General features: G+C 40.0%; 11 protein-coding genes. 6 read left to right on the top strand and 5 right to left on the bottom strand.

Going from position 1 to position 14,059, the window contains the following annotated elements:
- Positions 1–55: 55 nt before the first annotated feature.
- The 5 genes from rfaD to ACTS60_RS08360 all read right to left on the bottom strand — a co-directional run bounded on the left by rfaD (position 56) and on the right by ACTS60_RS08360 (position 5,427).
- The gene (gene rfaD / locus ACTS60_RS08380; RefSeq protein ID WP_440887872.1) at positions 56–997 is read right to left on the bottom strand and encodes an ADP-glyceromanno-heptose 6-epimerase; all 942 of its coding nucleotides are present in this window, start codon (positions 995–997) and stop codon (positions 56–58) included.
- Positions 998–1,496: 499 nt separating this feature from the next.
- Positions 1,497–3,695 (bottom strand): YjbH domain-containing protein, encoded by a 2,199-nt coding sequence (locus ACTS60_RS08375; RefSeq protein ID WP_440887871.1) that lies wholly within the window; start codon positions 3,693–3,695, stop codon positions 1,497–1,499.
- Between the two features lie 2 nt (positions 3,696–3,697).
- Positions 3,698–4,459 carry a capsule biosynthesis GfcC family protein gene (locus ACTS60_RS08370; protein WP_440887870.1) on the bottom strand — a complete coding sequence of 254 codons (762 nt, stop codon included), beginning with the start codon at positions 4,457–4,459 and terminating at the stop codon, positions 3,698–3,700.
- Complete coding sequence (locus tag ACTS60_RS08365) at positions 4,459–5,130, bottom strand: YjbF family lipoprotein (RefSeq protein WP_440887869.1); 672 nt, start codon at positions 5,128–5,130, stop codon at positions 4,459–4,461. The genes ACTS60_RS08370 and ACTS60_RS08365 overlap by 1 nt, the downstream gene beginning before the upstream one ends.
- A gap of 72 nt (positions 5,131–5,202) precedes the next feature.
- Positions 5,203–5,427: a hypothetical protein gene (locus tag ACTS60_RS08360; protein WP_020904330.1), complete on the bottom strand. Its 225-nt coding sequence runs from the start codon at positions 5,425–5,427 to the stop codon at positions 5,203–5,205.
- A gap of 529 nt (positions 5,428–5,956) precedes the next feature.
- Here ACTS60_RS08360 and ACTS60_RS08355 point away from each other — a divergent pair.
- The 6 genes from ACTS60_RS08355 (at position 5,957) to ACTS60_RS08330 (ending at position 14,027) form a co-directional block, all read left to right on the top strand.
- Entirely contained in the window at positions 5,957–6,472 is a 516-nt protein-coding gene (locus tag ACTS60_RS08355; RefSeq protein WP_440887868.1) for a porin family protein, read from the top strand.
- Between the two features lie 67 nt (positions 6,473–6,539).
- Positions 6,540–9,212 carry an SLBB domain-containing protein gene (locus ACTS60_RS08350; protein WP_440887867.1) on the top strand — a complete coding sequence of 891 codons (2,673 nt, stop codon included), beginning with the start codon at positions 6,540–6,542 and terminating at the stop codon, positions 9,210–9,212.
- 305 nt (positions 9,213–9,517) lie between these two features.
- A complete protein-coding gene (locus tag ACTS60_RS08345) occupies positions 9,518–10,492 on the top strand; it encodes a Wzz/FepE/Etk N-terminal domain-containing protein (protein WP_069508758.1) in 975 nt (324 codons plus the stop codon).
- Between the two features lie 103 nt (positions 10,493–10,595).
- Positions 10,596–11,864, top strand: coding sequence for a hypothetical protein (locus tag ACTS60_RS08340; protein WP_440887866.1), 1,269 nt, complete (start codon positions 10,596–10,598; stop codon positions 11,862–11,864).
- 29 nt (positions 11,865–11,893) lie between these two features.
- A complete protein-coding gene (locus ACTS60_RS08335; protein ID WP_440887865.1) occupies positions 11,894–12,928 on the top strand; it encodes a glycosyltransferase in 1,035 nt (344 codons plus the stop codon).
- The gene (locus ACTS60_RS08330) at positions 12,915–14,027 is read left to right on the top strand and encodes a CgeB family protein (RefSeq protein ID WP_440887864.1); all 1,113 of its coding nucleotides are present in this window, start codon (positions 12,915–12,917) and stop codon (positions 14,025–14,027) included. The genes ACTS60_RS08335 and ACTS60_RS08330 overlap by 14 nt, the downstream gene beginning before the upstream one ends.
- Positions 14,028–14,059 lie beyond the last annotated feature (32 nt).

Here is a 14,059-nt window from a genome sequence, read left to right as displayed (position 1 = left end):
GATACGCCTATAGAAAGTTAGCCTCTAGCAAAGGGCCAGAGGCTAACGAGACAGGTTACTGGTTTTGGATTGCTAGATATTCAGCAACGCCTTCTGCAACAGTCTTAAATTCGACATCGCAGCCAGCAGCACGAAGCTTGGTCAGATCGGCTTGGGTAAATTCCTGGTAGGCACCTTGTAGGTGTTCTGGGAAAGGAATAGTTTGAATTTCGCCTTTGTCATGGTGAGTGATCACGGCCTTCGCTACTTCTTCAAAAGACTCTGCACGGCCAGTACCACAGTTGAAAATACCTGATACGCCATTTTCTAGGAACCAAAGGTTCACTTTAGATACGTCACCTACGTAGACGAAATCACGTCTGAACGATTCGCTACCAGCAAACAGTTTAGGGTTTTCACCCGCCTTGATTTGGTTGTTTAGATGGAACGCAACCGAAGCCATGCTGCCTTTGTGATCTTCACGTGGACCGTATACGTTAAAGTAACGGAAACCAGTGATTTGAGACAGTGTTTCACCGTGCTCTTGGGCATCTTGCCATAGGCGGCGTACATAGTTATCGAACTGTTGCTTCGAGTAACCGTATACGTTTAATGCGCCTTCGTACTCACGTTCTTCTACAAACGTCTCTGTTTCGCCGTATGTTGCTGCTGATGAAGCGTATAGGAATGGAATCTCACGATCTAAACAGTAATGTAGAAGCTCTTTTGAGTACTCATAGTTGTTTAGCATCATGTACTTGCCGTCCCACTCAGTGGTCGCAGAGCAAGCGCCTTCATGGAAAATAGCTTCGATAGGGCCGAAGTCATCGCCAGCCATGATTTGGGTAAGGAAATCATCGCGGTCCATGTAATCAGTGATGTCTAGGTCAACTAAGTTTTTAAACTTCTTACCATTTTTAAGGTTGTCGACAACCAAAATATCGTTGAGACCCGCTTCGTTTAGCGCTTTCACAATGTTGCTGCCGATCATGCCAGCACCACCAGTTACGATGATCATAGAACTTCCACCATAGGTTAAAATTTTCTCAGGAATTCTAGCAAGAAACAGAAATTAGCGCTATGGATGGGGATAAAACAAGTTCCTAGGTTTGAAAGGAAGGTTCTAGGACCTAATGTTTTGGATTACGGATTACGGATTACGGATTACGGATTACGGATTACGGATTACGGATTACGGATTACGGATTACGGATTACGGATTACGGATTACGGATTACGGATTACGGATTACGGATTACGGATTACGGATTACGCGCAATCGTTGGCTTTGAATTATAAAAACAATACCGGTCATTCTGAACCGTGAGGAACGAACGTGATTCAGAATCTACTAACAGGGCTTGATACACTTTAGTGACAAATGGCAATTAAACAGAGTGCTGATAATAGATTTCGGAGACTCGCTTGAGTTCGTCCGGAATGGCTCCCTTAGAATCCATAACCTAGTAACCTTTTAAAAAACAAAAAGGGAGCCGCAGCTCCCTTAAATAGTTTTGTTATTCAGCGTTTGACGCGTTTGGTCTTTGATACCAAGGGTTGCGCTCGTCAGTAAGCTCAATCAAGCTGTACTTACGACCTAGCTTCTGACCACCATCGCGAGTCAGTGGCTGCCAGCTAAAGAACGCGCGGTTGTTGCTCGGTTTCACCGTCATGATGTCAAATGGAATCGAGATGTAGAAGCCTTTCGTAAAGCTACCTTCACCGAACTCGTCAGCCGACAAATCACTCATTGATGCAAATGCACCAGCAATGACACCACTCTTAAACTGCTTAGACACGTTTACTTGTGTACCAATATCGCCCGCTAGGAATTGACCAACATCAACCTGAATCATCAAATCTTGTAGGAAATCCCATTGAGGGTAGTAGTAACCAGACACAAAACCAGTAAAGCCTTTGTCAATAACTTGGAATGGACGACCATACTCTGGAACGTATTGCCATTTCTCATCGTAAACGCCGAAGTAGCTTTGAGGATCACGTTGAGAGATCAAGTTAACATCCGCGCCAATTGCCCAGTTTGCCCCTTTCGGTCGGTATAGAAACTCGGTACCCACGCCAGCGAACATACTTTCTAGATAACCGGCATAGAATTGCTGGTCCATGGTATCCGAGTACTCTTGGAACCAAGTTAACTGTAGGTTGGACATGGTTACCGCATGTTCATTTTGATAAGCGCGGAACATGGTACGCACACGAGGAATCGAGGTAGCGTCTGGTGGCGTTACATAGTTAAACTTGTCGTAGTTGTTGTACCAATCCCAGTATAGCGAACCGCCAATTTCTAGGTTATCCGTCAGCCAGTAAGAGGCGCTGCCACTTAAACCAACACTAAACAGATAGAAATCTTCTGGGTTGCCTAAAGTTTGAGCCAGTTTTGGTGAGAAGCCCCAATCAAAGCGCTCAAAGCCGTCGTAAGCAGGTTTACCTTGCGGTTTATCGCTCGAGGTTGATGTTGCATCTTTGATATTTGGGTTGATGTAGTTAACTTCTGCAAAGTCACGGTATTTCTCTTTGGAGATAACCGTTTGATCGCCGATCAAACCACGACTGCGTTCATTGATGGTAAAGGTATCAATGTTGTCTGGCATTTCGTTGTAAAGGACTGCCGCTGCTTTTTCATGAGCTTCGTTGCGATCACGATACTTTTTCTGCTCGCCGACAACAGAAACGGTATTGTCTTCAACATAGAGTTGAGTGTTTTGGTAGCCAGCAATTTTATCTAGCTCCTCAGTAATACGTTCCCAATCTACATCAGACAGTTGCTCTGGTTGCTTGTCTTCAACTTCTGGCGTTGGAGTATCACGCCAGAAAGACGGCATATCATTAAAGTTGGTGTAAAGGCTAACTCCGGCAACGAGTGTATCACCGCGCTCATAACTCAAGCGCAGATCGGCCATATGCCCTAAACGATACAGAACACCAAAGTTCCAAGGCGTATGAGGTGTCATGTCTACACCACCACGTACCACAGGGAAGTCTTCGCTGTAATCATTGCTGTCATATTCGAGCTTAAATCGCAGTGGTGCGTGCAAAGTTTGATACTCGACACCGCCAAAGAGTGCTGCCGGACCTTTAAACCAACGTTCAAAATCCACACTACCGCCATTACCTTTAAAGTCTGAAGGGCGTTCGCAGAAACTATCAGATAGCTTACAAGCAGGGTTGCTGATGTTGTCGCGCGTGCCTAAGTAGCCCCAGCCCATACCTAACGTAAAATCAAAGGTACCGAGGTTTGGGTTAGAGTAACGTTTTGTCGCAGCAACAAACTCACCATCAAACAGGCCAGTACCGGCAAAATCACGTACACCAACAGAAAGTTCTGGTAAGTACTCTGATTCTTGCAACAGTCGAACTTTAAAATCGATACCTTTGTCGGTGTATTTGGTATCACCAGAAAAGCTTGGGTCGTCGCTATAGAACAGATCGTTCACCATGGTGTAGCGAATGGTCGTTTCTAGCCAAGGTATCACTTGCAGTGTGACATTGTAAAACAGGTATTCATCGCTGCCAGTAACAGCAAAGTTAAACTCGCCTTCAGGTGCCATACGGCCAGTGGGTATTTGCATTAAGCCGACACCACCAAAGTCCATTTGTGATGGTTGTAGTGGTGGCGCTTCGAACGGCATGTCTTGAGCCCACACCAACGCTGGACCCATTAAAGAAAGGGATAAACTGGTTCTGATCAGGTTCATGTTTAGTTCTTCGATGAGGTTGGTTTACGTTGTGCAAGTAGAGCGACAATATCTTTATCCATTTGTGAGCTTTCGAACTCATCAAATGGGATGTACACCATGGTAAGTGGTGGCAAGTAATATTGAGTAGTTAACCAACTGCCATGGTGAGGATGAACGACCTTGCCATCTGGGTAAATTAGGATTGGCGGATAAGCAAGTTCACCAATATCGCTTGAACCTAGATTATTGACCTGCTCGTGCAGAGCGATACCCGCTTGGTTTTTTACAGCGTAGACTTTTTCCACATTACCCACATACAGCACTTTCTCTTCACGGTTTGGAGCACTTAACGCAAGTTGACCTTGTAAAAGCGGGTTGTCAAATTTATCCAGACGGATGTGATCAACGTCAATGGCGGAAAGCACACGAGGCGCAAACTGACTTTGTTGGATAAACTTGTAAAATGGGTGCGCAACTAAATTATGTTGAATCATTTGGTTCAACACCGAATTCTTTAAGGCTGTACTTTCTTGCACTGCCGTTTCGGAATTATCAAATAGCGCAACAGCTAAAGGGTATTGTAGGGCGACTTGTTGTTCCTGTGCATGCGTTAGTATGCTCTCTAAGCGTGCCGCTTGTTGAAACTGCAGTGCTTTGCTCGTTCCGACAAGTTCAACATTAAGCGGTGAAGATGGGTGATTTTGAGCTTGAACGGTAGTAGGTGTCGCCAGAATCGTTGCCGTTAAACTTAAGCTTAATAAAGATAGCAGTCGTTTATTCATTATTTGCTGTATCCTTTTAAAATCGTCAGTTCAACAGGTACCATGTTTGGACCTAAGTGTTGACGCGTTTTCACCACTTCTCCCTTACTGTTTACCCAATATTGGTTATCTACGCTTTCCTCTAAACTGGTAAAGGTGACAACCTCTGTGTAAACATCAGTAACGGTAGATGAAATAGGGGTTACAACGGTTTCTTGACCTTGACGAGAACGCTCGACTTTAGCCGGGAAGCCATAGCGGTATTTATCGGCCCAATCGTAAGAAAGGACATATTGCTCTAAGGGTTTGGAGTATTCAGGAACAGTGCCATAGATACCCGCTAGATTGGTGGTTTGCAAACCAATGGTTTTAACGATATGACCGTTCTCTGTTACCACCATTGCCTTGTCTGCACTTACCCACTTTAGTTGGGTGTTGCCGGTTAATGGGTTTTGCTCGGCAAAGGCTAATACCACAAAGACCTGTTTTTGGTCGCCAATTTTTAGGTAAGCGCTGGCATAAGGAACCGCTTCAATTTCTTCTGGTGTTAGCTCGACATCGATGTAGTTGCCATAAGCTTCTTGGACAGTCGCGGAAACGTCATTAAATTTTTGTGTACAGCCGAAGATTGAGCTCAGTAAAGGTAGGGCAATAAGTAAGCGCATCCATTTTAGCGATAGAAAGGTGTTCATCATTCCCTCATTACAAATAAAATCGCCCTGAATAGTTCAGGGCGATTGTTTCCATATCTACAAAACTAAAAATTATTTAGTTACTGAAGTAGAAGTAGAAGTAGAAGTAGAAGTAGACGTTGAGTCGCTGTCTGACGCTGCAACTGCTACTACAGTTACTGCTGCTGCTGCACCTACTGCTACTGCAGTTGTGCCAGTTGCAGATGCTGCTGCTGTACCAGTTGTACCAGCTTCAGTCGCAGCAAATGCAGTTGATGCGCTTAGAGCCATAAGAATAGCTAGAGCTGTGTTCTTCATTATTAATCCTTGTATTTCAGATTTTAAAACATCGATGTTTGGTCTGCTTATAACACACCATCTCTCATTTTAGTTAAAAAACGACCAGCATGTAAATAGTTTCCTATGGGAATTTACCTAACATTAAAGAAAGACTTATAAGAATCGGGTAACGGCTAGGCGTTATATAGGGTACATCAGTTCTTTAGAGCTACTGTTTTTATTAATTAATATGCCGCTAGTTATAAATAGAACATCGAGGTGGAGCGCCCCTTGCCGTTTTGCGCTAATCCATGCATAATTTGCCAGCTTTTGTTTAGTGTTTATCAAGACTGTTTTTTTGAACGGCTAGTCGCAAAAGTGAGGCTTAAAAAGAACAATTATATCAATAAACCGGATAAGTCTGGAATCAGCGAACAGTGGCTAACGCATAATGCCGCCGGGCGGTAGCGTGGAAACGCACAAGTGAAATAGACAATAGTTAACCGACATTCACTGCGCGCGTCATTCATAATGTGCAGCGGTCAGTCGACACCCAAGGAACACTTACGTGATTAATAAACGACCATGGCTAGGGGCGTTGAGTGCAATCAGCTTAGGCTTGTGCTCATTTTCTGCCTCAGCAGATTTTTATGCTGGTGCGTTAGTCAGTTACTCTAACGCCGAATTTCATCACTCCTCTTCTTCAGTAACCGAGGGAAACCCTTTCCTTCTTCAAGCGCAAGCTGGTTACTTCTTCAATGATTACCTCGCTTTTGAAGCGCGTTACGGAACCTCTGTACAACGAGAAAGCGGACTGGCAGTAGACAGCCTCGCGAGTGGTTTTATCAAGTTGAACATGCCTGTCTCCGAACGTATCGCACTTTACGGACTTGCTGGTTATTCGAGTGTTAAGATCGATCAACAAAACGTAGGCTCAAATAAAGATCAAGGTTTTAGCTTTGGTTTAGGTATGCATTACGCTTTAGACAAGCAGAATGCCATTGTGTTTGAGTTTGTTGATAGCACATCTGAAGATCAGGTTCGCTTAAATGCGCTTACCCTTGGCTTCCAACACCGTTTTTAATTAAAAAACCTAGTGCCTAGTTTTGTGGCTAGGATTTTTAACTCCTGACTTTAAATAGCGAATTATCATGCTCAAAGGATATTTCTCGATAGGCGCTTACATCCTGGCAAGCCTATTTGCGCCTTTTACTTATGCGCAGACTCCAACCCCAGAACAAATTCAGATGTTTCAGAACTTACCTGCTGATCAGCAACAAGCACTGGCGAGTAAGTATGGTATATCTATTCCATCCGGCGCTTCGTCTCAGCCAAGCAGTTACCAAAATCCTCAAGTGGTTGAACAACGTCTGGTTGCTAGCAGCGCGACTGAAGCAAAAGTAAACGACGCCGAAAAAGACGAGCAAGGTCTAAAGCGTTTTGGTTTAGATTTGTTTGCAGGTTCACCTACGACGTTTGCACCAATCAGTGATGTACCTGTTCCGGCTGACTACACGGTAGGAGCTGGTGATGAAATCGTTATCCAACTGTTTGGTAAAGAGAATGCGACGCATCGCCTTCGTGTTAATCGCGCTGGTATCATTAATTTCCCTTCTCTTGGTCCTGTTCAAGTGGCAGGCATGACATTCTCTGATGTGCGTGATTCTTTAAATCAGCGTGTAAAAGAGCAAATGATCGGGGTTCGCAGTGATATTTCGTTGGGCGAAATGCGCACCATGCAAGTGTTTGTTATGGGTGATGCGTACAAGCCTGGCGCTTACACGGTGAGTGCCCTAACCACGATCTCTCAAGCGATTTATTATAGCGGTGGCTTTAGTGAGAGTGGCGCCCTTCGTAACGTGCAACTTAAGCGCAATGGTCAGGTAATTCGTAAACTGGATATGTACGACCTGCTACTTAAAGGTGATGCGCGTAACGACATCCGCTTGTTACCGGGAGACGTGGTCTTCATCGGCGCATTGGGTAACACGATTTCAATTGATGGTGAAGTAAACCGTCCTGCAATCTATGAAATCAAACCCGGTGAAACCTATAAGCAAGCGATTCAAATGGCTGGCGGTTTTACGGCTAATGCTTATAGCGATCAAATCGAAGTGAAGCGTTACGCCGCTAAAGGTGCTCGCGATGCCTTAACACTGAACTTTAGTCAGTCACATGACCAACAAACCAAAGTTAAAGATGGTGATGCGGTTAATGTGCTTAAGAAAAATGAAGAACTGACCCGTTACGTACAAATTGAAGGTGATGTTCGTCATCCGGGCTTTATTGAGTGGGAGAACGGTCTGCGTATTGCAGATTTATTCCAATCCGTTGATACCTCATTTAATTCTACTGCAGATGTAAGCTATGCTGTTGTTGTACGTGAGACTAATCCTCAACGTGATATCGAGGTTTACCAAGTTAACCTTGCTAATGCGATTCTTTCTCCAACAAGTAAAGATAACTTGAAACTGAATTCTCGCGATCGAGTCTTGGTGTTTAATCGCTTCAATAATGAAGATTTAGATACATTAGCGGACCAACAGACAGTTACCAAAGCGAAAACCTTAGAGCAGGCTCAACTTCAAGCACAACAAGAACAGTTGAAAGAGCAAGAAGTCATGACCTCATCAGTGGCGGTGTCTTCTGCGACGCCACTAGAAAAAGATTCAAAGCAACCAAAGATCGTGTTCCGTGGTAAAGAAATCACTAAAGATGACTTTGAAGCATTAAAACAAAATACGCGCCGTACGTTGCTTGCTCCTGTGCTGCTGCAACTTCAACAGCAATCTCGTTTAGGTTTGGCTCCGCAAATTGCAGAAGTCTTCGGTGAGGTAAAACACCCTGGGCGTTACCCAATTACCCCACGTATGACGATTTCGACCTTAATCGAGGCAGCGGGTGGTTTAACTTATAACGCATTCACCATCAATGCCGAGTTAGCACGTACGGTAATTAGTAGTAAAGATGAGCGTGCTTCTATTGATGTTGAGCGTATTGATTTGCGCCAAGCCATCAAAGGAAGTACCACTGATGATGCAGTTATTGTTGGTCGCGATCGCCTAAACATTCTTGAGAAGCCAAACGTCAAATTGCAAAGTACGGTAACATTGCAAGGTGAGGTTCGCTTCCCTGGTACTTACACCGTTCGTCAGGGTGAAACCTTAGGTGAACTATTAGAACGTGCTGGTGGTTTAACTGAATTTGCACATCCGCAAGGGGCTATATTTACTCGTGAAGCATTGCGCCTTCAAGAGCAAAAGCTATTAAACCAATATGCTGCAGATATGCGAGCAGAAACCGCGAAGAAAACCTTCCGTGCAGACAGTAATATGGGGTCGGTGATCTCTGACCCAGATAAAACCCTAAAGTTTGTTGAAGAAGCAAGTCGTAGCAAAGCGCTTGGTCGAATGGTCGTACAGCTAAATCGTATCCTTAAAGACGAGCGTTCTGCGGACTTTATGTTAGAAGATGGTGACTTCCTATTTGTACCGACCTTCCGCAACACGGTTTCCATTATGGGTGAAGTTCAAGTTCCAATTACATATCTACTCGATAACAAACTAGATGTGGATGATTACTTGAACAAAGCAGGTGGCGCGAAAAAACAAGCAGATGAAGATCGTATGTTTGTCGTGCGTGCAGATGGCTCAGTTTACAAACCAACATCGGGTTACTGGTTTGGTAATAATCATGAAGAGCTAAAAGCGGGCGATACCATTGTTGTACCAATTGATACTGACTACCGTGATGCATTAAGCACTTGGACAGCTGCCACGCAGATTCTTTACCAAACAGGTGTAGCGATCAACGCGTTGAAGTAAGGAACGACAAGGTCATTCCAATCAGCTTAAAACAAGATTAGAAATACATTGATAGTAAGAGCTTATGTAACGATTGAAGTTACATAAGCTCAATTTTATGAACATTATTAATCAAAACGGCAAATACTACTCTGAACACCAATAGTGGCATTATTCAGCCGTAGCCCGTCATTCCAGCGAGTCGAAGCGAGACTAGGAATCTTGTCACAGCGCGGTTGTGTTTTGAAAGTCGGAGAATAATCTTTCAAATTTCACCAATCTCTGAGTCCAGTATAACGAACTTCAGAGCTTAGGATTAAATACTAATGGAACAACAAAAAGACCACAATCCAAACTACCTACCATATCCACCTCAGTCTCAGTCCACAGGTGATGAAATCGACTTGCGTGAACTGTTCGGCGCATTGTGGAAAGGAAAGTGGATAATTATCGCAACAACATTTATTTTTGCTATTGGCTCTGTGCTTTATGCTTTGAGTCTTCCAAATATCTATAAAGCAGATGCGTTACTAGCTCCAACAGAAAGTTCAAATGGTGGTGGTTTGTCAAAAATGGCTGGGCAACTAGGTGGTCTAGCTGCATTGGCGGGAGTGAATCTGGGGCGAGGGGAGACCTCTCAAGCAGATCTTGCTGTTCAAGTCATGAGATCTCGCCAATTTTTAGAATCTTTCATTACTAGACATGATCTGATAATTCCTTTAATGGCTAGTGAAAACTGGGATATAAAAAATAATAAGCTTGTTATAGATGAAAAAATATACAACCCTAAAACTGAGGAGTGGCTTCGTAAACCCCAAGGTTTACGGGGAGCAAAACCATCTTTACAAGAAGCGACTGATGTATTTAATAAGGATATTTTAAATATTATACAGGAGAAGGACAGTGGACTTTATGTTTTATCTGTGAAGCACTATTCTCCTTATATTGCTCAACAATGGGTATCTTGGTTGATTGAAGACATAAATAAAGTAATGCGAGAACGTACGATTTCTGAATCGAGTCGAAATTTAAGTTATTTAAATACGCAATTACAAAAAACAGCAGTTGCAGATATGCAAAGTACTTTTTATAAGCTAATTGAAGAACAAACTAAAAGTTTAATGCTTGCTGAAGTACAAGAAGAATTTGTTTTTAATACTATTGATCCTGCGGTTGTTCCTGAAGTGAAAGATAGTCCATCTCGTGCCATAATTTGTGTCTTAGGCACATTGTTTGGTATTGGCTTCGGCGTGATTATTGTATTGGCGATTTTTGCAATTAAAAAGGAACGAGGGGTTTAAATACCAACGTTTCATGAAGAATACGTAGTTTGAAAAACGCAAGTGCTGATTAGATTATAAAAAATAGAGAGCTCTAACTAAATGTGGTATATAAAAAGGTAAGATGTCAAACATTAAATTTATCATACCTATAGTCATTCAAATCTTTGTTGTGGTTATTTTCTCTTTCAATGGTAACAGCAACTTAATATGGCTATTGGTTTTAGCTATAAATGTAATATACCTCGAGCGCTTTGTAAAAGCGATACCGTTGTTTATTATGTTTCTTTTCTTTTTTTTATATACAGTAGAATTGAGAAACTATTTTATAAACGGGTACTATATTTCTGCTTGGTTTAGTTTTCAAAATGCGTACTACTTAAATAAAGCAATGGTGTTGAATGGTTTCTTTTTAGTATCATTTGGTAGTGTGCTGTATAATGTGAGAAGTTTTAATAACTTTTCTATCAAATCAAGCCCCGATCGTGTTGTTTTCTACGTATCCCTTCTTCTATTCGTCATATGTACTACATATGGTTTGTCTGGTGACACCGTATTTACTACTAAATATGGTGCTGGTGAAATTAATAAATCACCTTTATTTGAATATTCTTTAGCAGTTTTGTTTGTTTCAATTATTCATTGTAATAGGTCAAAACTTCAAATGGTATTATTATATACCTGTGTCTTATATTATTGTTTAAAGTCGACTATCTATGGAGGTAGAGTCGAAGTTATTCAAATCGTATTGCTTTTTTCTTACTTTTTTACCAATTTTTTTAAGAAATGGAGTCTAAAAAGGTTATATATATCAATATTTTTGTCGATGGCATTGATTTTGATTGTTGGTAAGATAAGACATGATCCAACGCTCATCATAAATTTAGTTAATGATCCACTGTCTATTTTCTTCCAAAAGCCTTTGGAAGGGAGAAGTATTGTTTCGACTAACTATGGTGATGTTTTACAATCTTCAGCTCGAATGATTGGTCTGTCAGAAACAGGCCATTGGTCATTGGGTTTTAGGTTAGAAAGCTTCTTATCATATCTATTTAATATCTTTCTCTATGGAACAGAAGCAAAATCATATTCAAACTTAGCGTTATTGGACCAAAAAACTTTTGGTGCTGGTGGCGGAGGATTAATCTCTGCTTATTTTTACGTATGGTTAGGTTGGTTCGGACCTATAATTGCCGGTACCATAATAGGATATGTTATAAGATATGCTTCACATTCGAGAAATAATTATATAATCGTATACGCATTTTGTATTCTCTTTACGTTTCCTAGGTGGTATGCATACACACCAATTGGATTCACAAAGTTATGTCTTATAACTACAATGTTATATTTTGTTACATTTAAAGTAAAGAAAATGTTAAGCAAGATCTAATGCAATAATAAACATGATGAGAAAAGTTTATGTATGATAAAGTCATTATTACTCATTTGCCAACATTCTATAAAAACAATCTTTATAATAAAATTAATGAAAAACAATCAATATTTGTTATTTATATATCACTAGATACAGAAGAAACTCGAAGTAATGATTTTACTGGGCTAGAAAATGTAGAGTTTAACTATGTAATACTTAATTCTAAGAGCTTGCAAAGAAGAAGTTCTATATTATCAACCATTCGATTGTTAAAGTTGTTAACAGAGATTAAATATAAAGAAGTTATACTATCAGGCTGGGATTTACTCGAGTTTTGGTTTGTAAGGTGTTTTATAAATCATGACAAGTCACTCGCTCTTGAATCAACTATATATGATAGTTCACACTTAGGCCTTAGAGGGAGTATCAAGAAGCTGTTCTTAAGAGGAGTCTTTAAAGTGTATGCTTCTGGTGAACTACATCATGACTTGCTCAAAGTACTAGGCTATAAAGGGATTGTGAAAATAACGAATGGTGTAGGTATAATTAATCAAGACCAAAAAATAGAATCTAGAAAAAATAATAAATATTCTAAAGATTTTCTATTTATAGGTCGACTTACTGAAGTTAAAAACTTAGAGCGTCTAATTGAAGCGTTTAACGTTTTAGAAAACTATAAGTTGAAGATTATAGGCACAGGTGAAAAAAGCTATGAGTTAAAATTAAAATCAATCTCAAAAAATAATGTTGAGTTTCTTGGTGCTATAGAAAATAAATATCTCAAACAATACTTTTTGGAAACCAACTTTCTGATTTTGCCTAGTTTGTCAGAAACTTGGGGTTTGGTTGTTGATGAAGCTCTATTCCATAATGTCCCGGTTATAATATCCGAAAAATGTGGTTCTGTCGAACTAATTGAAAATAATGTTAATGGATTACATTTCGAGCCAGAAGATACAAAACAGTTGGTTAACATTCTAAAATCTATTGATTGTCATATGTATAATGAAATCCTCATGAATCTAAGTAGTGATTTTATTCTTGAAAAAAATAAAGAGCAAGTTAATGCATACTTCTAAAAACTCAAAGATGAAAGTTCTAATTGTTGGTGAAAATTCATTTGAAATATATGAGAGTGCGTTTTCTAGAGCTTTCAAAAATCAAGGTCACATTAGTCATATATTCTCATGGAAAGAATATTTTAACAAATACGATAATGAATCAGGGGTTTTAAATAAAATATTTAGATTTTGTCTCCGCGTTCAAAATAAATTATTGCTAGGTCCTGTTATCGATAAAGTTAACCGTGATTTATTAAGTGCAGCAGAAAAAGATGATTTCGATTTGGTTTTTATATATCGTGGTACACATGTATATAAAAGTACTATTCGGACATTAAAAGAAAGAGGTGTGTTAGTTTATGGGTATAATAATGATGATCCATTTAGTAATGCAAAAGTTGGGAGATTATGGAAACATTATCTAGCTTCAATAAATGAATACAACCATATTTTTTATTATAGAATGAAAAATGAAGCTGAATATGTTGATTTTGGTGTTAAAAACATTTCCTTATTAAGATCTTATTATATTTCTGATAGGAATTATCTAATTGATAGTGATGGTAAGAGTAAATATAAGAATGATGTGGTTTTTATTGGGCACTTTGAAAATGATGGAAGAGATGAAATAATATTAGAGCTTTTAAAGTTGGGCGTTGATGTTAAATTATACGGTACTCAATGGCACCGTTCACCTTTGTTTTCAGAAATAGTGAGGTTAAACGGAGAAATAGTCCCAGTATATAAAGAGTATAATGAAGTTCTAAATGCTGCAAAAATAGCGTTAGTATTTTTGTCAAAAAGGAATAATGATACTTATACTAGGCGCGTGTTTGAAATTCCAGTAACTAAGACAGTAATGGTTTCAGAATATTCAGACGACTTAAGTATGATGTTTGATGAAAATAGTGAAATATTATTGTTTAAAAATAAATCAGAAGCAATAACTAAGATACAAAACTTGTTAAATGATTCAGTTACCCTTAATAAAATAGCTGATAACGCTTATAATAGAGTTTTGAAAGACGGACATGAAGTGAATGATCGCGTTAAACAGATTATAGACGTTTATAGAAAAGAAAAGGAGATGTGTTTATTTCACGAAGGTGAAAATTAAAATAATGCTCTTTTCAAACTAGTTATGAATAG

This window comes from Vibrio sp. WZ-1 (assembly GCF_052037695.1).
Taxonomy (GTDB): Bacteria; Pseudomonadota; Gammaproteobacteria; order Enterobacterales; family Vibrionaceae; genus Vibrio.
This window is presented reverse-complemented; position numbering and strand designations above follow the sequence as displayed.

Excerpts from the sequence above, each read along its gene's own strand:
- ACTS60_RS08330 (WP_440887864.1), top strand. The coding sequence starts at position 12,915 with ATGCATACTTCTAAAAACTCAAAGATGAAAGTTCTAATTGTTGGTGAA.
- ACTS60_RS08340 (WP_440887866.1), top strand. The coding sequence starts at position 10,596 with ATGTCAAACATTAAATTTATCATACCTATAGTCATTCAAATCTTTGTT.
- ACTS60_RS08375 (WP_440887871.1), bottom strand. The coding sequence starts at position 3,695 with ATGAACCTGATCAGAACCAGTTTATCCCTTTCTTTAATGGGTCCAGCG.
- ACTS60_RS08370 (WP_440887870.1), bottom strand. The coding sequence starts at position 4,459 with ATGAATAAACGACTGCTATCTTTATTAAGCTTAAGTTTAACGGCAACG.
- ACTS60_RS08350 (WP_440887867.1), top strand. The coding sequence starts at position 6,540 with ATGCTCAAAGGATATTTCTCGATAGGCGCTTACATCCTGGCAAGCCTA.
- ACTS60_RS08365 (WP_440887869.1), bottom strand. The coding sequence starts at position 5,130 with ATGAACACCTTTCTATCGCTAAAATGGATGCGCTTACTTATTGCCCTA.
- ACTS60_RS08335 (WP_440887865.1), top strand. The coding sequence starts at position 11,894 with ATGTATGATAAAGTCATTATTACTCATTTGCCAACATTCTATAAAAAC.
- ACTS60_RS08360 (WP_020904330.1), bottom strand. The coding sequence starts at position 5,427 with ATGAAGAACACAGCTCTAGCTATTCTTATGGCTCTAAGCGCATCAACT.
- ACTS60_RS08345 (WP_069508758.1), top strand. The coding sequence starts at position 9,518 with ATGGAACAACAAAAAGACCACAATCCAAACTACCTACCATATCCACCT.
- rfaD (WP_440887872.1), bottom strand. The coding sequence starts at position 997 with ATGATCATCGTAACTGGTGGTGCTGGCATGATCGGCAGCAACATTGTG.